Source organism: Methylobacterium sp. 13MFTsu3.1M2 (assembly GCF_900112625.1).
Taxonomy (GTDB): Bacteria; Pseudomonadota; Alphaproteobacteria; order Rhizobiales; family Beijerinckiaceae; genus Methylobacterium.
In genome coordinates this window covers 168,422-191,673 of record NZ_FOMM01000014.1, presented here as the reverse complement: position 1 = coordinate 191,673, position 23,252 = coordinate 168,422, and the positions used below count along the sequence as shown (strand labels likewise).

Below are 23,252 nucleotides of genomic sequence, written 5' to 3'. Positions count from 1 at the left end.
CGCTGGGCCGGCTTGTCTCTCTTCCTCGACGACGGCCGCGTCGAGATCGACAACAACACCGTCGAGCGGGCGATCCGGCCGTTGGCCCTGACGCGGAAGAACGCGCTGTTTGCCGGCTCGGACGGTGGGGCCGGGCATTGGGCTGTCGTCGCCTCGCTGGTCGAGACCTGCAAGCTGAACGGGGTCGAGCCGCAGGCCTACCTGACCGACGTCATCACCCGCATCGTCGCCGGCCACCCGCAGAGCAATATCGACGACCTGCTACCCTGGGCCTACGCACCACAGCCCCTCAAAGCCGTGGCCTGAGAACGACGCTTACGACCCGACGGCGCCGATAACGGCAGCAACGAAGACCTTGGCAAACATGATGATCTCCAGCAGGGTCGGCCTCAACGCTTAAAGATCATGCTTGTCTCGCTGGTCGGGCAGCGATCGCATCTGTCTGATCAGCAGCGTCCGCTTCCGCGCGTGGTCGCCCCTAAGCGGAACGTCGCAAAACCACCCTACCCAGCCGTCCGGGGCGTCCACTCACGCGACTGGAGCTGGCCGTAAGCTGCCGATCCGCTTCGGAGAACGTCCGCGGGAAAAGCAGACGGCCAGCTACCGACCCACCCCGGCCGCTCGGAGCACCTTCGGCGTTTCTCGAAAGCGGTCGTGAGTTGGCTGCTATCATCGTCGGCTTAAAGTGGAGAGCAGTCGCTAATCCAGTTGCCGCTGCCCGAGACTCTCGGCGAGGCGCACGAGATACCTGTCAGGGTCTTGAACAAGGAACTCCCGCTGGCCGCCCTCTACCGGACCCGTTCTATACCAAGCCTCTATCGGCTCCTCGAACAGCGGCCACTGCGCGGCATCGAGGGCCGCGAGGATCGGATCCAGCCGGTCGACCATGATCTGGAAGTTCACTCCACGTCCGTAGGGGCGATCAAGCGCACCGGTCAGCCAACGACTATTGTGCTGACACAGCATGATCTGAGCACTGCCCCGCGCGAGGTAGGCGAAGCGCGCGGCTGATCGATCGAAGGCAATCTTGAAGCCGAGCAAGTCGCACCAGAACCGCAAGCTCACATCCAGGTCGGCGACATCCAGTTCCGGCGTCAGGGCCGCGAAGCCGCCTTCTGGAGGGTGGCCAAAGCTGGACGAGCGGGCGCGTTCGGCAGGGTCGGCTAGCGGTTCCAGACCTGCAAAAAGGTCATGGCTTGGTGGAAGCGGTCAAGTGCCAAGAAGGATCGCGGCAGGCGCCGTAGCGGACGTGCGGGGTGCCCCGTCCAGGGCCAGATCATGCGTCTTCATCTAACCGTCAAAGCGTCGCTCCTCGCCGCCTTCGGCCTCCTCGCGCTTCTCTGCGCCGGTCAGGCCGTTCTCATGGCCCTCACGCTCTCAGGCATCCGAGCCGATGTCACGGGCGTCGCCATGAACTGGCTCCCCTCCCTCGTGGCGATCACCAACATCCGCGCCGCCGCCTCGGAGGTGCGCATCAAGCAGTTGCGCACGCTGACCCTGTCCGGCAGTCCCGATCAGCGGATCGAGAACGCGCGGCAGATCGACGAGGCCGTCGTGGCGCTCGCCGCCGCCCGGAAGGCCTACGAGCCGCTGATCTCCTCGGCCGGGGAGCGGGCGCTGTACGCCGCGTTTGGCGCCACCTGGGAGCGCTACCAGACCGTCGGCCGCGAGGCAGCCCGCTTGGCGGAGGCGGGCCAGAGCACCGAGGGTGTCCGGCTCATGGCCGAACCGGCCAACATCGATCTCGACAGTGCAGCCCGCGACAAGCTGGCCCAGGACGTTGCCCTGAACGAGCGTAGCGCGCACGTGGATGCCGACAGCGCAATGGCGGCGACCGAGTCCGCGACCCTGACGGCCTATCTCTTCATCGCACTGAGCGTGCTCGCGGCCTGCGGCGCGGCCGCTTTCGTGCTGCTGCACGTCTCGCGTCCGATCCAGGCGATGACGGGCGTGATGACCGGCCTGGCCGCGGGCGACACGGGCGGCGAGCTGCCCCACCGCGCGCCGCGACGAGGTCGGTGCGACGGCGGCGGCCGTCCAAGTGTTCAAGGACAACCTGATCCGCACCCGCCGTCTGGAAGAGGAGACCGCGCAGGCGCGCTTGGCCGCCGAGGAGCAGCGCAAGGCCGGCATGCGGCAGATAGCCGATGGCTTTGAGGACGCGGTCGGTGGCATCATCGGCACGGTGTCATCCTCCGCGACCGAGTTGCAGGCGACCACGCAGGCGATGACCGCCACGGCCACCGAGACCGCGAGCCGGTCGACGACCGTGGCGGCGGCGGCCGAGGAAGCCGCCTCCAACGTCAGCACGGTGGCGGTGGCGGCCGAAAAGCTCGGCTCGTCGGTGCAGGAGATCGGCCGGCAGGTGGACGGCTCGGCGCATCTGGCGCAGCGGGCCGTCTCCGACGCCGATCAGACCGGCGCGCTCGTCCAGGAACTGAGCAATTCCGTGTCGCGGATCGGCGACGTGGTCGGGTTGATCTCCAACATCGCCGGCCAGACCAACCTGCTGGCCCTCAACGCCACCATCGAGGCGGCCCGCGCCGGGGCCGCCGGCAAGGGTTTCGCGGTCGTCGCCTCCGAGGTGAAGGCGCTGGCCGAGCAGACTGCCAAGGCGACGCACGAGATCTCCGGCCAGATCGCGCAGATCCAGGCCTCGACCGGGCAGGCGGTCACGTCGATCGCCGGCATCACCGACCGGATCCGCGAGATCAGCGGCGTCGCCACCTCGATCGCCGCCGCGGTCGAGGAGCAGGGCGCGGCCACGCAGGAGATCGTGCGCAACGTGGCGCAGGCGTCGGCGGAGACGAACGAGGTGACGGGCAACATCGCCGGCGCGGCGCAGGCCTCGGAGGAGACGGGGGCGGCGGCCGGGCAGGTCCTGTCGGCGGCCTCGGAGCTGTCGCGGCAATCCGAGCACCTGACCGCGGAGGTCAGCCGATTCCTCGCCGCCGTCCGCGCCGCCTGACACAATCCTATCAACGCTGATCATCTATTAGAGGATCTAACCACCGAGAGTCCGCTTCCGCTTCATTTTCGAGGGGCGGCGGACCGGCGAAAATTAACCCGAAGCCGCCCTTCGGCTGTCGACCCAATCTTGACGCTCAACGCGGATCGCGATGTCCTCCAAAGCCGACATTCAGCTGGATGCCGCCCGAACCAATTTTCCGAAAAGTTGACCTTCAAGATCTTTGTGTCTCGAAATATTGATATATTTGAGAACTACTCAATGTTCTGTTCCATCTAGATTATCCAGCAATACTATAAAAATGGAGTTTCTGCTTCATATTGCCTCGAATAAATGAGCGGTGATGTTGAGGATTGTTTTGATTGATATGTTTCAGCGGGAGACGTTTTCGACAGCGATAGTGACAGGAAAATACGCACTCGGTGCTTGCAATACCTCGGGGTCTTCGGCGGTGAAGGCTTGTGCGCCATAACGCACGGCACCAGCATCTCCGTATAGGCTTTTCTTGAAGTAGCTCGTCTGAATGCCATCACGCAAAAGGGTAGTTAACGTGTGGCTCCAGTTGAATTTCACTTTTCTGGCAATCGCAGAAATACCTGCGCTGGTGACATCCCAATGACAGATACCGAGATTGTAAATATCTGCATCCTGCCAAGCATCACGGAAGAAATGTCCTTTCCAAGTATGATCGTCTACGCGTTCCATTTCGATGTAAATTCCAAAATTCGGCACGTCTTGCTGACCTAGAAACGAGTTAATTGGCAGGCATTCCCTGTTTATGATCTCATATCCAATGTATCCCGCGATAGAATTCCACGGCTCGGGAGCGTTTGAAGTGGCGATGACATCATAGCGCTTGATGGGGTGCGGATTTCTCGCGGGATGCTTAGAGTTTTTATGCGTCATGAAGAATTCTGCAATTGCCATCAAGGATACGATCATTGCAATTATGGCTATTCGACGTTTCATTCGGTCACGTTACACTATCGCCAACATCCGTGCCAAGGAGGCACGGCATCTGTCGAACAACACCCTGAGCGAACGGCGCGTGAACGACCAGCGTATGATCAGCCGCGTCATCCACGTGTTCAAGTCTGGCCGTAAGCGGAACAACGCTTCGGAAGGTCGATTTGAGAAGCGGACTGCCTTCTATCGACCCGACCCACGCGTTCCGACAGCCAACAGCGCTCCCCGAAAGCGGACGCTCTTCGGCCACTTGGCAAATAATCTAGCGACAGCAACCAGTCGTTCCGCTGCAGCTGATATCCGACGTTCGAGCCGGCAGGGGCAAATCTGGTTTGGTTTGACCTACAACGATCTGTCGCACGGGGGCTGCTTCTCACGGCGGTTGCGAAACTGTGCGGCCTACGCGAAAAACTTTAGCTCTACGTTGGAGTAGGCTGAAAGGACTTTCTATCTCCTGCCCCACTCGGATCGGCACCCGACGTGTCCATCCTAAGTCTGGGCGGCCACAAAAAGCCGACAGTCGAACTTAGACCCCGCTTATCCGCCCGCGGCTGCGGCGGCCTTGTAACGCTTACCGGGCCTGTTCGCCCGTTTCCTTGGCAGGACACAAAATTTCCGTCCTACTGCCTTGCTGACCGATCATCTCCATCAACAACACGTCCCGCGCGAGGCGGTGCTTGATCGCGACGCGGTCCACCCTCCGGAGCGCCTTCGCGGCAGGGGAGCGGTCCGTGACCGGCAGCCGCGCGAAGGCCTGGCTGAGTCGCGTCCCCGCGACGTATCCGATGACGATCCCGACGAGGACCCCGCAGGCGCCGACCAGGATCAGGACACCGATCTTCATGAATCATCCTTCTGCTGCCGCAAAACTGCCGCCCTTCCGACATTTAGCGCAGGGTCCATCCGCAAGTTCATAGGTCATCTTTACTAGTGGCAGCCGGGAGATCGCCTGCTACGGTCTTTGCAGGACTCAAAGAGGTCCTGCAAAGACCCTGCGATATGGTTTGAAGCGGAGGAGCTAAAATATGCAGGCTATCCGCGAACTTACCGATACCATTCGCGAACTTGATGACGAAGAGATTATGAATGTGGCTGGCGGCACTGTGCCGCCTTCATGTACCCCTCAGGCGATGCGCAATGCTGCAGTGGTAGGCGCGATCAGCGGTGCAGTACCCGCGGCATTTTTCGGCGGCTTACCGGCGATAGGCGGGGCGGTTTTTGGGGCTTCGATCGGAGGGCTCGGTCAGCTGATGTCATGTCGCGCTGATCTAAAGTAACCCTCAAACCTGATAGGGCGTTGGGGAGAAAATTCTGCAACATTCCATCCTCTCCTGATCCGCCCCCACTGGAGTGGTCTGCCCTGAAGTATGGCCTTCGGGCCAGTTTGCTGGGTTAGGGGCAGCCGGTTTCGACCCCGAGTGGACGACCCCGCATTCGACCCAACTCGGCCAGTGGGACTGCCGTCGGAGCTTCTCCAAAGCGGCCGTCAAACGCCGATGTCACCGATGGCCAGCTTACGATCTCGCTCTGCCATTTCGCTATCGTCGCCGGGAAATAGCATCTGTATGCTGTCGATCGCGGCCCGTTCTTGTACTTGCTCAACGAACGGCCGTAGCCCTTCCTCATAAGCTTGAAATGCGGCGGCATGGTTGTCCGGATGCCGCGCCAGGGCGTCGGCCAGCCTTCCCGCGCCGATGATGGCCATCGAGCCACCGAGGCCTGCGAACGGGGACACGCAATAGCCTGCGTCGCCGACAAGAACGATGCGCCCGTGAGACCACGTCGGCATCCTGATTTGGCTGATACGATCAAAATAGAAGTCGTTGTCCTCGCCCATACGAGCGAGCATATCCGGTACCTTCCACTTCAGACCGGAAAAATTTTCCCTGATCAGGCGACATTGCTGATCCTTGTTCCGGTAGTCGTATTCGATCTCGCCGGCTGTGCGAAACCCGAAGCCAATATCTGTACGATCGTCATAGCCGTTCAGCATCGCCATCCGCCCAGGAACGGCAAAAAGCTCCGAGCTGTTCGGTTCGAGCAGTCCGGTGTCTGGCACGACTTTGAGGTAGAAATATCCGCCCATGAAATGGGTGAACTGCTCACCGTCGCCAAACGCCAGTCTGCGCGTATTGGAGCGATTTCCATCGCAACCACATATCAGTGCGAATTCGTGCTGACTGCCGTCGCTGAACGTCGCCGACACCGCGTCCGGACGCTCTTCAATCGCCACGATCGAACGGTTGAACCGCAGTTCCACATCGCCATCGATCGCGCCGCACAGAACATCCAACAGGTCGTCGCGGTGGATCTCGTAGCGCGGCCCCGCCTCATCGTCTGGGTGGTGGGCCATATCGCCCAGCGTTGCGTTTTCCGCATCCTTGAAGGCGAAGCGTCGAGGGGGAAGCGTTCGAGCGCGAACGGCGTCCATCAAGCCCATGCGTGTCAGGATTGCGATTGTCTCGCCCTCGATGTCGACGGGCGTCCCGCCGCGCCGCAGACCCGGTGCGACCTCAACTACCGTGACGCAGTATCCAAGCTGGTTCAGCCAGAATGCTGTGGCCAAGCCGGCGAAGCTCGCGCCGCTGACGAGTGCGGCTCGCGTTTTGCTGGAGGACGCACCGGATACCACGGTTGACGTAGGCATGCCGTCACCTCAGAATGATCTCGATATGAAACTATACTGAGTATATATAGACGTGCAAGAACGGGCAAGCCCCATGCTGGACAGGCGCACACGGAAGCGGCTGGCGACGCGCCAAGCCATCTCCGATGCAGCCACGCGTCTGTTCATGGAGCACGGCTTCGACCGGGTGACGGTCGACGAGATCGCGGAGGCTGCCGATGTCGGCCGCATGACCGTGTTCAACCATTTCCCCCGCAAGGAGGACATGTTCTTCGATCGTGAGGATGAGGTGCGCGGAATGGTGGCCGCGGCCATCCACGGGCGGGATGAGGGAGCAAGCCCGGTCACGGCACTGCGCTTGCTCGCTCATCGTTGTATCGAGGACCGGAACCCTCTCCTCCCGCTTTTCGGTGCGTCGCTGAGGTTCGTGGCGACGGCACTGGCCAGCGAGGCGCTGAAGGCGCGCGCCCGCCAGATGTGCAGCGAGTTCACGCGCGTTTTGGCAGAGATGATGGCAGAGGCGGTTGATCGACCCGCGGACGATCCCGACGCGCATCTGGTGGCGGGCTTGCTCGTGGCGACGTGGAGCGTCGCCTTCTTCGAAGGGTACAAGGTGGCGGAAACGCCCGGCGACGCCGCGGCTGCCGGTCGCGCCTTTCTTCGTCTGATCGATCGTGGTTTCCAAGCCGCCGCGGGCGCGGCAGCGGGAACTCCCTATGCCGAAGCGGGATGAGAATATTTGAAGGCGCAATGACTGGCAGCAGATATTGTGGGGGGTTGCTCAAGGCTGTGCGCGGTTTCCGCGATTATATTCGCTACAACGAATCCGTTGCCCTGAAGCCCATCTGACAAATAAGTGGACGGCCTGCTATCGACCCACTATCGCCAAAGGGACGGCACAACAGCCTTCTTAAAAGTGGTCGCTTGAACCTGTGGATGCAGGCCCTTCTACAGTCCCGAAATCGAGATGCTTGAACGGCAAGCGGTTCGCTCGATTGCATCGGCAATGGTCCGGTACAGGAATGGCGGCAGATCGTGCCCCATCCCGGGGATCAACATCATCTCCGCATTCGGGATCGCGGCCGCGGTGTCCTCGCCGCAGGCAGGCGGAAACAGAGGATCCTCTGTCCCATGAACAACAAGGGTGGGCGCCGTGATCGCGGCGAGCCGTGACCGGCGGTCGCCAGCTAATCCAACCGCTGCGATCTGGCGTCCGAACCCACCCGGCGCACGGCCTCGCCGAACTTCCTCCCAGAGGAGAGCACGGTGGGCCTCTTCGTCAAATGGATGTGCCGTACCCGCAATGCGCCGCGCGAAGGCAACGCCGTGATCGAGGAAACCAGCCTCGTCCAAGGCGGGATCGGGGGCGGGGCGCATCAACATCGTCATGACGTCAGGCCCTGCCGGCGGCAGGTCCGGATTTCCCGTGGTCGACATGATTGAGGCGACCGAGAGCACACGAGACGGGTGCTCGCTCGCCAGGATCTGGGCGATCATGCCGCCCATCGAGCGGCCGACAATGTGGGCTCGGCGGATGGACAGGGCATCGAGCAGACCGAGCGCGTCCGAGGCCATGTCGTCGAGCGTGTAGGCGAGTTCCGGCCGCCGTCCCTCAGTGAGCGCCGAGGCCAAGGTCGCAAAGTCCATCGCGCCATGCTCAGCGAAGTGGGTTGAGCGTCCCGTGTCCCGGTTATCGAACCGCACGACGCGGAAGCCGCGCGTCACCAACTCAAGGCAGAAGGCGTCCGTCCAGCGGATCATCTGCGTACCGAGCCCAGCGATCAGGAGGATCGTGTCAGCCGCCCCGTCGCCGAAGCTGTCGTAGGCCAGGGTGATGCCGTTGGCCGCCACATGGGCTGACCTAAGTTCCGAGCTCATATCCGGACGGCCCGGAGTTGCTCCGCCCACTGGATAAGGCGCTCCCTCATCACCCGGTCACGGACGTACGCGATCTCTTCAGCGTCCAACCGCTCGACGATCTCGAAGCTGAACGCCTCGGCTCCATGCGCATTCCACGCGGTCTGGAGCGAACGGTGCGTGTTCGTGCCCTGCCGGAGAGTGAACCAGAGGCGGTTCTGGATCTTGGACAGGTCGGGCGCGCCGCCGACCCAAACCTCACCGGAGGCCATGCAGTGGACAGCGTAGATGCCGCTGTCGACGTCTCGCTTCTTGTAGGCGCTCACGGCCGCCTTTCGGTCTTCCATTCTCATCATGTGCCCTCACAGCTTGGCGGCGACGCTATCGAAGGCACCCCGGTGACGCAATATCACCCGGGTAAAATTGACATCAAGTGGTCGATCCGGCTAAGGTGGAGAGGATGGAGGCGCCATGCCTGAAGACCCAATCAGGACGTTCACCGCGTTCGCGGGTGTGCAGCGGCTCGCCAGCGGTCGCTTGATCGACGTGGCTCTCGCCGTGAAAGCGCGGGCGGCGGAAGAAGGCGATCCGATCCTGACCTTCGACGACAGGTCGGGCTCCGTCATCGACCTCGATCTGCGTGGAACAGAGGCGGACATCACCGCACAGTTCGCCGAACCCGCGAATGCGGGAGACGCTACGAGCACCGTTGAGGGCCGAACGGATCCTGATGGTGCGCCAAGAAGCCGAGGTCGCCCGAAACTCGGGGTCATCGCCCGCGAGGTGACGCTGCTTCCCCGTCAGTGGGAGTGGCTTGCATCCCAGCCAGGAGGTGCATCGCAAGCGTTGCGGCGCCTCGTTGATGAAGCGCGGCGGGCAGATGGTAGGCAGACCCTGATGAAGGCCGCGAGAGAGGCCGCCTACCGCTTCCTTTCGGCGTTGGCTGGCGATCTGCCCGGGTTTGAGGAGGTGATCCGGGCGCTTTTCGCCGGGGATGCCAACGGCTTTGCCGAGCGCATGACGGCATGGCCACCGGACATCCGAGACCATGCGCTGAAGCTCGCAGCCCTCACCTGAGCCAGCGAACGACGGCCGATGGCTGAGGTCCGCCCCGTGCAGCGGCAGCTTTTCCAGATCCGCGTCAGAAAGCTGACATTCTGGAAACTGACCTGACCGGCTGGCTTTGGACCGGGCTGATTGAGAGGATCAGTTGGGCCCGAAGGCGTTGGACATGGGGCGAGGTCAGTAGACGAGTGCGGAGCAGGTGGTGCTGAAGCTGCGCCAGATCGAGGTGCAGACGGCACAAAACAAAAGCTTGGCGCTGGCGTGCAAGGAGGCGGAGATCTCTGAGCAGAGCTATCACCGCTGGCGCAAGGAGTACGGCGGTCTCCAAGTCGATCAGGCCAGGAAGATGAAGAGCCTGGAGCGCGAGAACGCGCGGCTGCGGCGGCTGGTAGCCGATCTATCCTTGGAGGATCAGGTGCTGGCGGACGTCGCCTCGGGAAACTTGTAGCCCCCGAGCGACGCCAGCAGGCGGTGGACGGGATCCGGGAGAAGTACGGTCTCTTCCGAACGTCACGCCTGCCGGATCGTCGGTCAGCACCGCGGCACGCAACGCTACGTGCCGACCTTGTTGGCGGACGAGGATGAGCTGACCCGCGCCATCATCGCCCTGGCGTCCGAGTACGGGCGCTATGGCTATCGCCGCGTCACCGCGCTGCTGCAGGCGGCAGGGTGGCAGGTGGGCAAGGACCGGGTTCATCCTTCGAGAACCTCAGGATGAGGGCATCTGGCGTCGCGAGGGGCTGAAGGTCCCGCAGAAGCATCGGCCGCGCAGCCGGCTTTGGCTGAACGACGGCTCGGGCAAACGGCTGCGCCCGCTCCGCCGCAACCGCGTCTGGAGCTTCGACTTCGTGCAGGCCCAGACGCACGACGGCCGAACCTTGCGCATCCTGACGCTGATCGACGAGCACAGCCGGGCGTGCCTCGCGCTGAAGGTGGCGCGGCGGATCAACAGCCTCGATGTGATCGAGGCACTGGCCGACGCCATGTGCCTGCACGGCATCCCGGAGCACATCCGCTGCGATAACGGCCCCGAGATGATCTCGAAGGCGCTGCGCCAGTGGGTCGCCAAGACGGGGCCACAGATTCAGTACATCGCACCCGGCTCGCCGTGGGAGAACGTGTACTGTGAGAGCTTCAACGGTAGGCTGCGCGACGAGTGCCTACGCCAAGAGATCTTCGATTCGCTGAAGGAGGCGCAGATCGTGATTGGTCTGTGGCAATCCACCTACAACCGCGTCCGACCGCACTCGTCGCTTGGCTATCGGCCACCTGCGCCTGTCAGCTTCCCAGATCTGGCCTTCCGGCTACCCATGGCCGCTACCATGCAGTAGCCTCCCACTCGGCCCGGGCCAAAATACCGGCCAGGTCAGGTGAGGGTCGTCGTCCCGGCAGCGTGGCAGTTCGCGGGCGCTCGGACAACGCGGAAGCGAGCGTTGATTCGGCTGACGGTGGTACGCTGGTGGTACGCTCGCCTGTCAGCGTACCACGGTCCCCTACTAAGTGCTTATGAGGATTGGAGCGGGCGATCGGGATCGAACCGACGACATTCAGCTTGGGAAGCTGACGTTCTACCACTGAACTACGCCCGCCGACATGGTCGGCACGGATAAGGTCTGTCGCGGAGCGCGAACTCCGAACGGCGCCGTGCGCTCATGTACGGCCATGGTCTAGCAGTTCGACGGCGATGGCGTCAAACGGGTCCGGCATCTCCCGGTCGTGATCCCCGGGCGACCCCGCGTGAGCCCGGCGCGGCGTCCCGGCCGGGTCGGCGGAACGCCGCGGCGCGCGAGCCGTTTCGCTCGACGAAGCGCGCGTGGCGCCGGACCGAGACCCTGCTGACACCATGTGCGGAATCTGCGGCGAGATCTGCTTCGACCGGCCGGCGGACCCCGCCGCCGTCGACGCGATGATGGGGTCTCTGCGGCCGCGCGGGCCCGACGCAGCGGGGCTCTTCGGTTCCGGCCGGGTCGTTTTCGGCCATCGCAGGCTCAAGATCATCGACCTGTCCGAGGCCGGGCAGCAGCCCATGATCGATCCCGCCCTCGGGCTCGCGATCGTGTTCAACGGCTGCATCTACAATTTCCGCGCGCTGCGCGCCGAACTCGAGGCGAAGGGCTACGCGTTCTTCTCGACGAGCGACACCGAAGTGGTGCTCAAGGCCTTCCACGCCTGGGGAACTGCCTGCGTCGAGCGCTTCGCCGGCATGTTCGCCTTCGCGATCCTGGAGCGGGATTCCGGGCGAGTCGTGCTGGCGCGCGACCGGCTCGGCGTGAAGCCGCTCTATTACAGCGAGACGAAGGGCCGCTTCCGCTTCGCCTCGTCGCTCCCGGCCCTGCTCGCCGCCGGAGACGTCGATACCGCGGTCGATCCGGTCGCGCTCCACCACTACATGAGCTGGCACGCGGGCGTCCCGGCCCCGCTCACCATCCTCAAGGGCGTGCGCAAGCTGCCACCGGCGACGATCCTGACGATCGAGCGGGACGGGACGCGGCACGCGTCGACCTACTGGACCCTGGCGATCGGCCCCCGCGCGGCCGACCGTGGCCGGACCGAGGCGGACTGGCGCGAGGCCGTCCTCGACGCCCTCGGCACCGCGGTCGAGCGCCGGCAGGTCGCCGACGTCCCGACGGGGGTTCTCCTCTCGGGCGGCCTGGACAGCTCGCTGCTGGTGGCCCTGCTGGCGCGCGGTGGCCAGCGCGGCCTCAAGACCTTCTCGGTGGGCTTCGACGCGGTGAACGGCGTCGAAGGCGACGAGTTCAAGTACTCGGACATCATCGCCGAGACCTTCGCCACCGACCACACGAAGCTCGCGGTCGACGGCACCCGGACGCTGGAGGCGCTGCCCGCGGCCATCGCGGCGATGTCGGAGCCGCAGATGAGCCACGACGCGGTGGCCTTCCTCCTGCTCTCGCAGGAGGTCGCCAAGCACGTGACGGTGATCCAGAGCGGGCAGGGCGCCGACGAAGTGTTCGGCGGCTATCACTGGTATCCGAAGCTGATGGGCTCGACGGACCCGGTCGCCGACTACGCGAAAGCGTATTTCGACCGCGACCATGCCGAGATGCGGGAGGCCCTGACGCCCGACATGGTCGGCGGCGATCACAGCACCGACTACATCGCGACCTTCTTCGCGAACTCGCGGAGCGACAGCGCCATCGACAAGACTCTGCAACTCGACCAGGAGGTCATGATGGTCGACGATCCGGTCAAGCGGGTCGACAACATGACGATGGCCTGCGGCCTCGAGGCGCGTGTGCCGTTCCTCGACCACGACCTCGTCGAGCTGGCGGCCCGTATCCCGGCGGAGCTAAAGGTCCGGGATGGCGGCAAGTACATCCTCAAGGAGGCCGCGCGGGCGGTCGTCCCGGCCGAGGTGATCGACCGCGAGAAGGGGTATTTCCCCGTTCCGGCGCTGAAGCACATCCGCGGCCCGTTCCTCGACTACGTCCGCGACGTGCTGGACCGGCCCGAGGCGCGCGCGCGCGGCATCTTCAACCGCGCCTACGTCGATCATCTGCTCGCCGATCCCGACGGCACGCTGACGCCCAAGGGCAACTCGAAGCTCTGGCAGGTGGCCCTTCTGGAGAGCTGGCTCCAGACGCACGGCGTCTGAGACGGGCCGCGGCACGCCTTTCGCGACGGATCGTGATCGACCGCGCGCTCAAGGTGCCGCGCTTTGTCCACGATCGTCTTGGATCAGCCGGTCGACAGACACCCGGAGAAGCCCGTCGATGTGCCGCTGGATCGCCTATGCGGGACGCACCATCCCGCTGGAGCACTACGTCACCGAGCCGTCCCACAGCCTCGTCTCGCAGAGCATCGCGGCGCTCGAATCGACCGCGGCGACCAACGGCGACGGGTTCGGGCTCGGCTGGTACGGTGATCACCCGGAGCCCGGCCGGTACCGCGAGGTCCAGCCCGCCTGGTCGGACGACAACCTGCGCTACCTGTGCCGGCACCTGCACTCGCACCTGTTCTTCGCGCACGTGCGCGCCGCGACCGGGACGCCGATCACCCGGCCGAACTGCCATCCCTTCGCCTGCGGTCCGTGGCTGTTCATGCACAACGGCTATATCGGCGACTGGAGCCGCCTGCGGCGCCCGGTCGAGGCGCTGATCCCGGACGAGCTGTACCCGTCGCGCGCGGGGACCACCGATTCCGAAGCGATCTTCCTCGGGCTGTTGGGCTGCGGCCTGATGGGACCGGGGCCGCGCCGCGATCCTGTCGAGGCGACGGCGCGCGCGCTCGCGCGCCTCACGGATCTCGCCGGGCCGCATCCGTTCCGGTTCACCGCGGCGCTGGCCGACGGGCGCGATCTCTACGCGTTCCGCTACGCCGCGAACGACAAGGCGAACTCGCTCTACTACCGCGCTTCGGAGGGCGGCGTGGTCGTTGCCTCGGAGCCGCTCGACCGGGATCACGGCACTTGGACGACGGTCGCCGAGAACAGCGTGCTCGTCGCGCGGCGGGACGCGCCGGTGGAGATCCTGTCGCTGGCGCAGTTCGGCCTGGCCGCGCCGCCGGTCGATGACTCGGTCCGCCGGCTGCGCGCCTGAGCGACTCCGCTCAGGCGACGCGGGAGAGGCTGCCGCTCTGCGAACCCTGCGTGCTGCGGGCGGAATCGTAGGCGCGATTGCGCAGGGCGGTCTCGCTCGGGAGCTGGTCGATCACGTTGCCGGACGACGGATCGACCACCTGGAACACGATCGAGCTGGTGTCCGGATCCTGGATGTACCGCGCCTTGCCGCCGTTCGTGCCGATGTCGAGCTTCACCGCGGGCTCGAGCGGCTTGGCGGAGGTCTCGGGCTCGGGCGCCTGCTGGGTCACGGCGGCGGCGGCCGTCGCTCCGAGCGCGTCGAGGCCTTGCGGCCCCGGCGTCGTGGATGTCAGCGTTCGGATCTCCATCGCCGGTCTCCTGCGATCCTGTGATCGAAGGATTGAGGCGCGGTCCTGCCTAATCGTTCCTTAATGGCGACCGCCGGTCCACCGGATGATGCGGCGGGATCGGAGATGCGATGAACATCGCGTTACCGGGGCGACACAAATCCGTGCTGAATTTTCTCCTGGGTCGACTCGGCGCCCAGCCGGTTCGTCTTCCCGCAACGGGACTGCGGCCCGCCCCGCGCAGCGTGGAGCACGCGATGTACAGGATCTCGGCGATGCTCGTCTTGGCGACCAGTCCCGCGCTCGCCGCGCCGGCCGCGGCTGGCGATCCGGGTACGCGCGCGCCGTTCATCCGCGAGCACCGCTGCGCCGTCGTGGAGCGTCTCGACGCCATCCACAGGCGCGGGCCGGTCGACGTCTCGCGCGACCGCTTCATCGTCGTCGCGCCGCACGGACAGGCGCAGCGCTACGTCCAGTGCATCTTCCAGGATCGGGATACGCGGATGTTCTGCGAGGCCGCGTCGGGCGCCTACGGGCCACCCGGCCGAAGGCGCCTGCGGCTGGATGCGACGGCACGGCAGGCGCTGGCGGCGCTCGGATACGTCCAGGCGGACCCGGCGGAGAACTTCGCGCGCCTGGTGGAGCTGGGATCGCCGCCCGACACGGGCATCGCCGCGGATCTGATGCTCGCGGCGCTGCACGATGCCTACGGCGCCCGCCCGGGCGACATTCTCGATATCGAGGCCCCGCACGGCGGAACGCCGGGGCGGGGCTGCGGCGCGCCCGAATCCTGAGCGGACCGGGCGCGCCGCCATCTCACTCGGCGGCGTCGACGTAGAGCTTGCCGCCCTCGGCCAGGAATTCCTGCGACTTCGCCCGCATGCCGGCCTCGGCCTCGGCCTTCGACATCGCGGGCGCCGCGCCCACGACTTCGCCGGCCTCCTCCATCGCCAGCACCTCGGCGCGCAGGTCCTGCGTGATCTTCATCGAGCAGAATTTCGGCCCGCACATCGAGCAGAAATGCGCGACCTTGTGGGCGTCCTTCGGCAGGGTCTCGTCGTGGAAGCGCCGGGCGGTATCCGGATCGAGGCCCAGGTTGAACTGGTCCTCCCAGCGGAAGTCGAACCGGGCGCGGCTGAGCGCGTCGTCCCGGAGCTGCGCGGCGGGATGCCCCTTGGCGAGGTCTGCGGCGTGGGCGGCGATCTTGTAGGTGATGACGCCGGTCTTCACGTCGTCCCGGTCCGGCAGGCCGAGATGCTCCTTCGGGGTGACGTAGCAGAGCATCGCGGTGCCGAACCAGCCGATCATGGCGGCGCCGATGCCCGAGGTGATGTGGTCGTAGCCGGGGGCGATGTCGGTGGTCAGCGGACCGAGGGTGTAGAACGGCGCCTCGCCGCACTCCTTCAGCTGCTTCTCCATGTTGACCTTGATCTTGTGCATCGGCACGTGGCCGGGGCCCTCGATCATCACTTGGCAGCCCTTGTCCCAGGCGACCTTGGTCAATTCGCCCAGCGTCTCCAGCTCGCCGAACTGGGCGGCGTCGTTGGCGTCGGCGATCGAGCCCGGGCGCAGGCCGTCGCCCAGGGAGAACGAGACGTCGTAGGCCCGCATGATGTCGCAGATCTCGTCGAACCGCTCGTAGAGGAACGATTCCCGGTGCCCGGCGAGGCACCAGCGGGCCATGATCGAGCCGCCGCGCGAGACGATGCCGGTGACGCGCCGCGCGGTCAGCGGCACGTGGGCGAGGCGCACGCCGGCATGGATGGTGAAGTAGTCGATGCCTTGCTCGGCCTGCTCGATCAGCGTGTCCTTGAAGACCTCCCAGTCGAGCTTGAGCGGGTCGCCGCCGACCTTCTCCAGCGCCTGGTAGATCGGCACCGTGCCGATCGGGACCGGGCTGTTGCGGATGATCCACGAGCGGATGTTGTGGATGTTGCGGCCGGTGGACAGGTCCATGACCGTGTCGGCGCCCCAGCGGATCGACCAGACGAGCTTCTCGACCTCGTCGGCGGCCGAGGAGGTCACGGCGGAGTTGCCGATGTTGGCGTTGATCTTGACCAGGAAGTTCCGGCCGATCGCCATCGGCTCCAGCTCGGTGTGGTTGATGTTGGCCGGGATGATCGCCCGGCCGCGGGCGATCTCGTCGCGCACGAATTCCGGGGTGATGAAGGGCGGGACCGAGGCCCCGAAGCTCTGGCCGTCCGCGAGCGCGGCCTCGGCGCCCGCGAGCATGGCCTCGCGGCAGACGTTCTCGCGATGGGCGACGTAGATCATCTCCTCGGTGATGATCCCCGCGCGGGCGAACTCGTACTGGGTCACCATCTGGCCCGGGGCCGCCTTGCGGATGGTCCGCTCGGCGGGGCAGGGGGCCACGAGCTTGTCGCCCGCGAATCCGTTATCCTCGGGCTTCACCGCGCGCGGCGCGACGGCCGCGTAGCCGCGGGCCGCGACCCAGGGCTCGCGCACGCCGGGGAGGCCGGCATTGAGGTCGATGCGGGCATCGGTCTCGGTGTAGGGGCCCGACGGGTCGTAGACCCGCACCGGTTCCTCCTTCGGATCGGAGAGGACGATCTCGCGATAGGGGACGCGGATGTCCGGCCGCCCGGCCGGGTTCGCGTACGCCTTGCGCGATCCGGTGACCGGACCCGTGGTCACGGTCTCGGGGCTGCCTTTCACGTCCTTCGGGAGAACGGGTGCGTTCATCGTGGGCCTCTCCTCGTGCTGGAGCGGTCCGGTCCACGCGATGGCCGAGATGAGATGAGGTCGCGCGAGATGCGACCGCAGGTTCCCGTCCCTCCGCCGGTATGAGCCGGATCAGGTTCAAGGGTCAGGGCAGCGTGCCCAATCTCAGCCCTCTTCAGGGCCCCCCTCGGAACGGTTCCAGACTCGGGCCCGCGGACGGCTTTGTCAATGCTGACCGGCCGCCCTAGAAAACACATCCCCGAAACCGTTCGTCCGAACGCACGCGTTCTCTCGCACCGCGATCGCACCGCAATGCGCCTCATCGCCGGCCTCCTGCTCGCCGCGCTCCTCCTCTGCGGGCTGGCCTGCGCCGCGCTCGCGCTCGGGCAGCGCCGGTTCCTCTATCCGGGCGCCTTCGGGCCGCAGAACCCGTGGACGATCCCGCCGGGCCTTGCGACGATCACGGTCGCGACCCCCGACGGCGAGACCCTGCACGGCCTGTGGCGGCCTCCGCGGCCGGGCTGCGGCGTCGTCGTGAGCTTCCACGGCAACGGATCCCGCCCCGAGCCGCACGCGGCCCGCTTCGCCGCGGAGCCCTGGCGGGCGCGCGGCTGGGGCGTGCTCACTGTGGCCTATCGCGGCTATCCCGGCTCCACCGGCAGCCCCAGCGAGGATGGGCTGATCCGCGACGGGCTGGCGGCCGTCGAGGCCGCGCGGGCGCGGGCGCCCGACGCGCCGATCCTCCTCCACGGACACTTCCTCGGGGCCGCCGTGGCCGTGGCCGTCGCCGAACGGGTGCCGACGATCGGCCTGTACCTGGAGGCGCCGTTCGACTCGATGACCCACACCGTGCGGCTGCATGTCCCGCTAGCCCCGATCTGGCTCCTGCGCGACACGTACCGCTCGGACCTGCGCATCCGCGACGGGTCGGCGCCCGTGCTGATCGTGCAGGGCCGCGACGACACGGTGGTGCCGGCCAAGCTGGCGCGGAACCTCGCCGAGGCGGCCGGCCCGCGGGCGCGGATCGACGTGATCCCGGGGGACCACGTCTCCATCCTGGGGAGCCGGGATCGCGAGGCCGAAGCGCTGTTCGGACAGGGCGTCGGTCCGGCCTGCCCGCAGCCGGTGGACCAGCAGGGGTAGGAGAGGGAGGCTCGCGTGGTCGGACGGCGCTCGCAGCGCTGGAGCGCCGAGGATCCGGACGCGCCGGGCGTCCCGGGCCCGCCGGACCCGGTCTGCCCCCTCTGCGAGCGCCCGATCCCGCGCCGCGCCCGCTCCAGCCTCCATCACCTCACGCCGAAGCTGAAGGGCGGGACCCATCGCGGCACGGTCCGGCTGCACCAGATCTGCCACTCGGCGATCCACGCCCGCTACAGCGAGGCGGAGATCGCCAAGCGCCTCGCCGACGTCGAGGCCCTGCGCGCCGATCCGGAGATCGCGCGCTTCCTCGTCTGGATCCGCGGCAAGCCCGACGATTTCCACGCCGCCACGCGCATGACCCGCGAGCGGAAGTCGGCGCGCCGCCAGATCTGACACCTGCCCGGCCGGCGTTTACCGGGCGTTCGTCACATCCGCAGGTGGCCGCCGCCCCGTTCCTTGCCGTCAACCCGAACCGGTCCAGGATCGCCCCGATCGCGAGGGTTCGGACGATGGCCGGGGTCGGGGATACGGGGGATCGACTCGCCTGGGTCGATATCGCCAAGGGGATCTGCATCCTCCTGGTCGTCATGATGCATTCGGTCATCGGCACCGGCGAGGCCATGGGCGGCGAGGGCTTCCTCCACCCGGTCGTCGCCTTCGCGAAGCCGTTCCGGATCCCGGACTTCTTCCTGCTCTCCGGCCTGTTCGTGGGACGGGTGATCGACCGCGACTGGCGCCTGTTCTCCGACCGCCGGGTCGTCCACTTCGCCTATTTCTACCTCCTCTGGCTGGTGATCCAGTCGGTCGCAAAGTACGGCAAGATCGTCGGCGATGCCGGTCCCGCGGCCTTCGCGGTGCATCTCGCCCACGCACTGATCGAGCCCTATTCCAGCCTCTGGTTCATCTACCTGCTGGCGGTGTTCTCGGTGGTCACCAAGGCCCTGCGCCGCGTGCCCGGCGGCGTGCTCCTCGCCGGCGCCGCCCTGCTGCAGATCGCCGACATCCGCAGCGAGTCGACCCTGATCGAGGAGTTCTGCGCCCGCTACGTCTACTTCGTCGCGGGCTACCTGTTCGCCGGGCGGATCTTCGCGCTCGCCGACGCGGCGCGCCGCCGCGTCCCGCTCGCCCTCTGCGGCCTCGCCGCCTGGGCGGTCCTGGAAGGCTGGCTCGCGCTGACCCCGTCGGGCCTGCCGGATCATCCGACCCTCGCCAGCCTGCCGCTGGTGAGCCTCGCCCTCGGCGGGGCCGGAGCCCTCGCGATCGTGGTGGCGGCGGCTCTGATCGGCCGCGCCGGCGGTCGGGTCGCCGAGGCGGTCCGGACCTGCGGCCAGCGCTCGATCGTGATCTACCTCGCCTTCTCGCTGCCGATGGCGGCGACGCGGGAGATCCTCGTGCGCACCGGCGCGATCACCGATATCGGCCTCGCGAGCCTGACCGTCATGGCGACGGCGGTGATCCTGCCGCTGGTGCTGGAGCGGCTGGTCCGCGGGACGGCGCTCGACCTGCTGTTCGTCCGGCCGCGCCTGTTCCGGCTAGCCGGGTCCGGGCCTAAGCCGAGCCCGGCCCTGCAGGCGACCTGAGGGACCTCAGCCGTCGAAGGCGATACCGATCCGCCGGCTGCGCCGCCACGCCACGGTGGCCGGGCGCGGTTCGGTGCCCGTGCTGACACGAAGCGCGAAGCGGTCCGGCACGGCCTGATCGTCCTCGACCTCGATCTGCGCGCCGACGTCGGTGGCGTCCCAGACCAGGCAGCTCACCTCGCCGCCGTCGAGCAGCACGGCGCCGAACGTGAAGGCGTTCTTCCGGAAGGTGCCGCGGCGATTCTCCGTCATCAGCTCCTCCGTCCCGTCTCGTGGCTCCGCGGAGCCCGACGATGCCGGATCGCGGTTAACAGGGCAAATACGTTCCCGTGCCTGCCCTGCTCGACCGAGATCAGTACTCGTCGGGATCACCCCGGTAGCGGCGTGGCCCCGGCCCGTAATCGTCGTCGTAGGAGCGGCGCGGCGGCGGGCGGTCGTAGTCGCGGCGGTCGCGGTAGGCGTCGCGCCGGTCGTCGTAGCCGTCATTCCGGTATCCGCCCCCGCCGCCGTAGGCACCCCCGCCGCCACCGCCGTAGCCGCCGCCGCCGTAGCCCCCACCGCCGCCCGCGTTGATCCGCGGGGCGTACCAGCAGCTCTTCGCCTGGCCCGGCGCCGGATCGCCGAAGGTCTGGGTGTTGCAGGGCACGACGCCGCCCTGCGGGAACGGCCGGCCGTTCGTCCGGCCGGGCACGCCGTAATAGACGTTGGTGGGATAGGGCATCCGGCAGACGCCGCCCTCCTGCGCGCAGCCGACCAGGTTCACCGTGTCGAGCTGGTAGGCCTGGGCCGGGGCGGGTGCTAGCGCGCCGCCTCCCAGCGTGATGGCCCCGAAGGCCAGAGCGATCCGAATCTGCACGTCCCCGATTCCCCCGTGGTTTGCGGTGCGGGTGCCGAATAATCCGGTCGGCGGCTTCCGGCCAGCGGCCGCGCTCGCTATGGCGTCGCACCAGGATGCGCGCGGGCCGGTCCGCGGCCGGCGCGACGGTGATCGGGCGGAACGCCCCGTCGTCGGACGGAAGACAGCGAGCCGGGAGGCCTTGATGAGGGATGCGTCCGCGCAGGAGCTTCTGCTGCTCAGCGCGCTCCAGGAATGCCGGATCCAGCTCGACGCGGCGCGCAAGGACGAGGCGGCCCGCGCCGCCGTCCGGGAGGAGCTCGAGGCCGCGCTCCGGCGCGAGGCCGCTCTCGCGGCGGCGATCGTGGAGGAGCGCGAGCGGACCGAGGCGGTCCGCCTCGTGCTTCAGGCGCTGCTGATGAGCGTCCGCCGGTTCGGTCTGCGCCGGCGCCTGTTCGGGGCGCGCATCGCCCGGCTCGGCCGCGAGACGCCGGATTCCGGTCCGCAGGCGGCCCGCCATCCCGTGCTGCTCACCGAGGCGCGACGGGTGTTGGGTAAGCCATCCCCCGAACCGCCGGCCGAGCGGTGACGGCGGTCGCGGCCCGAGCGCCGCGCGGCGCGGCTCTTCACGGCCCGGCGCCGGCGTCTCCGGGCACCGCGGCCAGGACTATCAGGGCCGTCAGAACGCCGAGCGGCAGGACGATGCTGCCGAAGGCGAGATGGGCGATCCCGAAGGCGCCGAACAGCGCGCCCGCGGCGAAGGCCGCGATCCCCGGGAGCACGCGCAGGAACCTCTCCCGGGTCTGATCGCGCTGTTGGCCGCGCCCCAGGAGGAGGTCGGTCGCGTCGATGACGGCCTGGCTGACGCTCACCGTCATGACCGTCGTGGGGGCGAGATGGCCGAGAGACAGGCGGCCGATGGCGTTCTGTAACCCCATGGCCGCGACCGCGAGCATGCCGACGGCGATGGAAGCGGCACTGTCCGCTCCGCCGAGGGGCGACCAGACGGTGCCACACAGCCCGAATCCCGCGAGCAGGGTCACCTCCACGGCGAGGAGCCAGGGCAGTGGGTCGAAAGCCCGCCGCTCCAGCGCCAGGGCCAGGACCCGCGCCCCCGCCACCGCTCCGACGAAGACGGGCAGGGCCAGGAGCTTGGCAACCACGCCGCTGGAGCTCGCGACCAGCTCGGCGCCGATCAGGACGAAGTTGCCGGTGACATGAGCGGTGAAGAGGCCGGTCAGGGCGATAAAGGCCGCCGCGTCGACGAAGCCGGCGACGAACGCCAGGGCGGCGCCGGCGAAGGGACCGCTCCCCGGTCTCCGAGCTCGCGCGGGACGGCTCATCGTCTCAGTCGGCGAAGGGCGTCGCCGTCAGGCCGACCGGCATCCGCGGATTGGCGAAGTAGTCGGGCCAGCGATCGCAGAGATACAGGATCGCGACCAGCACGGTGGCGATCGCCAGCAGGGAGGCGAGCACCTCTGTGACCTGCGTCGCCCATTTCCCGAGCGTCGGGATCGCCATGAGGCCGCCGACGAACAGCGTGGTCACGATAACGGGTGCGGACATCGGGCAAGGCTTCGCGGCGCGGCTCTGGGACGGGGCTGTCCCGAACCCTAACGCCGCGCGGCGCCCGCAGGTTACCGATATCGGTTATCGTGACTCATGATAGGCAACCCGAACATCGAGCTGCTGCGCTCGTTCCTGGCCGTCGTCGAGAGCCGCAGCTTCACCGCCGCGGCGCAGGCTCTCGGTCTGCGGCAATCCACGGTGAGCGGGCACATCGCTCGGCTCGAGCAGGCGCTCGGTCGCGCGCTCCTGACGCGGGACACCCACCGGGTCGCGCCCACGCCGGACGGTCAGGCCATGATCGGCTTCGCCCGCGACGTGGTGGACGCGCAGGACCGGCTGCGTGCCTTCTTCTCGCCGGAAGGCCTGCGCGGCCGAATCCGGCTCGGCGTCTCCGAGGATTACACCCTGTCGACCCTGGCACAGGTTCTGGCCCGCTTCGCCGATCGGCACGACGCGGTCGATCTGCAGATCACGGTCGGGCTGAGCCGCGCCCTCTATCAGGGCTACGATGCGGGCGAACTCGACGTAATCTTCTGCAAGCGGCGGCGCGGCGACCCGCGCGGGACCTTGGCCTGGGCGGAGGATCTGATCTGGACGGGCCGGCCCGGCCTCGTGCCGGATCCGGCCAAGCCCTTGCCCCTCGTGCTCTACCCGCCACCGTCGATGACCCGCACCTTGGCGCTCGACGCCCTCGAGGCGGTGGGCCGGTCCTGGCGGGTGGCCTGCACCAGCGGAAGCCTGATGGGGCTGCGGGCCGCCGTCGAGGCGGGCCTGGGCATCGCGCCGCACTCGGCCAAGATCCTGCCGCCGGGCCTCGCCGCGATCTCCGAGGCGGCCGGCCTGCCGCCGCTCGGCGCGGTCGAGTTCGTCGTGCTCGGCCCGGGTCGCCACCACGCGGCGGCGACCGCGCTGCAGGAGACGATCCTGGCGAGCACGGGCGAGCTTCAGGGCGCCGCGCGCTAGGGCGGCGTCCTCCCGGCACGCGGTGGCCGGGCTCGATCCCGACCGTTCGGCGCGGTCCTTAACGGATTGGCCAGCCTTTTTCCGCACCGTACCGCGAAGCGGTCACAAACGGTTTCG

The 23,252-nt window shown here is 67.2% G+C and carries 23 protein-coding genes, 1 tRNA gene, 2 pseudogenes and 1 riboswitch; of the genes and pseudogenes, 13 read left to right on the top strand and 13 right to left on the bottom strand.

Going from position 1 to position 23,252, the window contains the following annotated elements; all coding sequences use genetic code 11:
- The coding region (locus BM314_RS15775; protein WP_139237836.1) for a transposase domain-containing protein at nt 1–306 on the top strand (306 nt) is incomplete at its 5' end.
- A gap of 393 nt (nt 307–699) precedes the next feature.
- On the opposite strand, the gene BM314_RS15770 is transcribed toward BM314_RS15775, so the two are convergent.
- A complete protein-coding gene (locus BM314_RS15770) occupies nt 700–1,071 on the bottom strand; it encodes a bleomycin resistance protein (protein WP_348272735.1) in 372 nt (123 codons plus the stop codon).
- 207 nt (nt 1,072–1,278) lie between these two features.
- Between BM314_RS15770 and BM314_RS15765 the strand changes: the two are divergent.
- Nucleotides 1,279–2,968, top strand: a pseudogene (locus BM314_RS15765) (methyl-accepting chemotaxis protein).
- 372 nt (nt 2,969–3,340) lie between these two features.
- Here BM314_RS15765 and BM314_RS15760 read toward each other — a convergent pair.
- The 3 genes from BM314_RS15760 to BM314_RS15750 all read right to left on the bottom strand — a co-directional run bounded on the left by BM314_RS15760 (nt 3,341) and on the right by BM314_RS15750 (nt 6,581).
- Entirely contained in the window at nt 3,341–3,895 is a 555-nt protein-coding gene (locus tag BM314_RS15760) for a hypothetical protein (RefSeq protein ID WP_244539953.1), read from the bottom strand.
- Nucleotides 3,896–4,505: 610 nt separating this feature from the next.
- The gene (locus BM314_RS15755) at nt 4,506–4,778 is read right to left on the bottom strand and encodes a hypothetical protein (protein ID WP_091978884.1); all 273 of its coding nucleotides are present in this window, start codon (nt 4,776–4,778) and stop codon (nt 4,506–4,508) included.
- A gap of 642 nt (nt 4,779–5,420) precedes the next feature.
- Complete coding sequence (locus BM314_RS15750; protein ID WP_091978882.1) at nt 5,421–6,581, bottom strand: FAD-dependent monooxygenase; 1,161 nt, start codon at nt 6,579–6,581, stop codon at nt 5,421–5,423.
- A 73-nt stretch (nt 6,582–6,654) separates the two neighbouring features.
- Between BM314_RS15750 and BM314_RS15745 the strand changes: the two genes are divergently transcribed.
- On the top strand, nt 6,655–7,293 hold the full coding sequence (locus BM314_RS15745; protein ID WP_020092837.1) for a TetR/AcrR family transcriptional regulator: 639 nt from the start codon (nt 6,655–6,657) through the stop codon (nt 7,291–7,293).
- 215 nt (nt 7,294–7,508) lie between these two features.
- Here the strand turns inward: BM314_RS15745 and BM314_RS15740 are convergent, their stop codons facing one another.
- Together BM314_RS15740 and BM314_RS15735 are read right to left on the bottom strand one after the other, a co-directional pair.
- Nucleotides 7,509–8,411: an alpha/beta fold hydrolase gene (locus tag BM314_RS15740; protein ID WP_020092836.1), complete on the bottom strand. Its 903-nt coding sequence runs from the start codon at nt 8,409–8,411 to the stop codon at nt 7,509–7,511.
- A gap of 23 nt (nt 8,412–8,434) precedes the next feature.
- Nucleotides 8,435–8,770 (bottom strand): GIY-YIG nuclease family protein, encoded by a 336-nt coding sequence (locus tag BM314_RS15735; RefSeq protein ID WP_026604874.1) that lies wholly within the window; start codon nt 8,768–8,770, stop codon nt 8,435–8,437.
- A gap of 118 nt (nt 8,771–8,888) precedes the next feature.
- On the opposite strand from BM314_RS15735, the gene BM314_RS15730 reads away from it, so the two are divergent.
- Both BM314_RS15730 and BM314_RS15725 read left to right on the top strand, forming a co-directional pair.
- Nucleotides 8,889–9,494: a DUF2239 family protein gene (locus BM314_RS15730; protein WP_091978878.1), complete on the top strand. Its 606-nt coding sequence runs from the start codon at nt 8,889–8,891 to the stop codon at nt 9,492–9,494.
- 187 nt (nt 9,495–9,681) lie between these two features.
- A pseudogene (locus tag BM314_RS15725) lies at nt 9,682–10,813 on the top strand (IS3 family transposase).
- A 183-nt stretch (nt 10,814–10,996) separates the two neighbouring features.
- Here the strand turns inward: BM314_RS15725 and BM314_RS15720 are convergent.
- A tRNA-Gly gene (locus tag BM314_RS15720) sits at nt 10,997–11,071 on the bottom strand.
- A gap of 254 nt (nt 11,072–11,325) precedes the next feature.
- Here BM314_RS15720 and BM314_RS15715 point away from each other — a divergent pair.
- Both BM314_RS15715 and BM314_RS15710 read left to right on the top strand, forming a co-directional pair.
- A complete protein-coding gene (locus tag BM314_RS15715) occupies nt 11,326–13,095 on the top strand; it encodes an N-acetylglutaminylglutamine amidotransferase (RefSeq protein WP_056527957.1) in 1,770 nt (589 codons plus the stop codon).
- A gap of 118 nt (nt 13,096–13,213) precedes the next feature.
- Complete coding sequence (locus tag BM314_RS15710) at nt 13,214–14,038, top strand: class II glutamine amidotransferase (RefSeq protein ID WP_091978876.1); 825 nt, start codon at nt 13,214–13,216, stop codon at nt 14,036–14,038.
- 10 nt (nt 14,039–14,048) lie between these two features.
- Here BM314_RS15710 and BM314_RS15705 read toward each other — a convergent pair whose 3' ends face one another.
- Nucleotides 14,049–14,387: a flagellar protein FlaG gene (locus BM314_RS15705; protein ID WP_020092829.1), complete on the bottom strand. Its 339-nt coding sequence runs from the start codon at nt 14,385–14,387 to the stop codon at nt 14,049–14,051.
- Nucleotides 14,388–14,641: 254 nt separating this feature from the next.
- Here BM314_RS15705 and BM314_RS15700 point away from each other — a divergent pair, with 254 nt between their 5' ends.
- Complete coding sequence (locus BM314_RS15700) at nt 14,642–15,160, top strand: TY-Chap domain-containing protein (RefSeq protein ID WP_128083392.1); 519 nt, start codon at nt 14,642–14,644, stop codon at nt 15,158–15,160.
- Nucleotides 15,161–15,182: 22 nt separating this feature from the next.
- On the opposite strand, the gene thiC is transcribed toward BM314_RS15700, so the two are convergent.
- Nucleotides 15,183–17,069 carry a phosphomethylpyrimidine synthase ThiC gene (gene thiC / locus BM314_RS15695; RefSeq protein ID WP_091680898.1) on the bottom strand — a complete coding sequence of 629 codons (1,887 nt, stop codon included), beginning with the start codon at nt 17,067–17,069 and terminating at the stop codon, nt 15,183–15,185.
- Nucleotides 17,070–17,140: 71 nt separating this feature from the next.
- Nucleotides 17,141–17,246, bottom strand: a riboswitch (TPP riboswitch).
- 114 nt (nt 17,247–17,360) lie between these two features.
- On the opposite strand from thiC, the gene BM314_RS15690 reads away from it, so the two are divergent.
- The 3 genes from BM314_RS15690 to BM314_RS15680 all read left to right on the top strand — a co-directional run bounded on the left by BM314_RS15690 (nt 17,361) and on the right by BM314_RS15680 (nt 19,768).
- Entirely contained in the window at nt 17,361–18,191 is an 831-nt protein-coding gene (locus tag BM314_RS15690) for an alpha/beta hydrolase (protein ID WP_091978874.1), read from the top strand.
- 15 nt (nt 18,192–18,206) lie between these two features.
- A complete protein-coding gene (locus BM314_RS15685) occupies nt 18,207–18,581 on the top strand; it encodes an HNH endonuclease family protein (protein ID WP_091978871.1) in 375 nt (124 codons plus the stop codon).
- Between the two features lie 116 nt (nt 18,582–18,697).
- A complete protein-coding gene (locus tag BM314_RS15680) occupies nt 18,698–19,768 on the top strand; it encodes an acyltransferase family protein (RefSeq protein WP_091978869.1) in 1,071 nt (356 codons plus the stop codon).
- 6 nt (nt 19,769–19,774) lie between these two features.
- Here the strand turns inward: BM314_RS15680 and BM314_RS15675 are convergent, their stop codons facing one another.
- Nucleotides 19,775–20,020 (bottom strand): hypothetical protein, encoded by a 246-nt coding sequence (locus BM314_RS15675; RefSeq protein WP_020092823.1) that lies wholly within the window; start codon nt 20,018–20,020, stop codon nt 19,775–19,777.
- Nucleotides 20,021–20,120: 100 nt separating this feature from the next.
- On the bottom strand, nt 20,121–20,624 hold the full coding sequence (locus BM314_RS15670; RefSeq protein WP_091680853.1) for a hypothetical protein: 504 nt from the start codon (nt 20,622–20,624) through the stop codon (nt 20,121–20,123).
- Nucleotides 20,625–20,808: 184 nt separating this feature from the next.
- Here BM314_RS15670 and BM314_RS15665 point away from each other — a divergent pair, with 184 nt between their 5' ends.
- Nucleotides 20,809–21,192, top strand: a complete 384-nt coding sequence (locus tag BM314_RS15665) for an ATP-dependent helicase (protein ID WP_091978867.1) — start codon at nt 20,809–20,811, stop codon at nt 21,190–21,192.
- A gap of 37 nt (nt 21,193–21,229) precedes the next feature.
- Here BM314_RS15665 and BM314_RS15660 read toward each other — a convergent pair whose 3' ends face one another.
- Nucleotides 21,230–21,946, bottom strand: coding sequence for a YoaK family protein (locus BM314_RS15660; RefSeq protein WP_091978865.1), 717 nt, complete (start codon nt 21,944–21,946; stop codon nt 21,230–21,232).
- A gap of 4 nt (nt 21,947–21,950) precedes the next feature.
- Nucleotides 21,951–22,169, bottom strand: coding sequence for a hypothetical protein (locus BM314_RS15655; RefSeq protein WP_020092819.1), 219 nt, complete (start codon nt 22,167–22,169; stop codon nt 21,951–21,953).
- A 99-nt stretch (nt 22,170–22,268) separates the two neighbouring features.
- Between BM314_RS15655 and BM314_RS15650 the strand changes: the two genes are divergently transcribed.
- The gene (locus BM314_RS15650; protein WP_042672295.1) at nt 22,269–23,135 is read left to right on the top strand and encodes a LysR family transcriptional regulator; all 867 of its coding nucleotides are present in this window, start codon (nt 22,269–22,271) and stop codon (nt 23,133–23,135) included.
- The last annotated feature ends 117 nt before the right edge of the window (nt 23,136–23,252 follow it).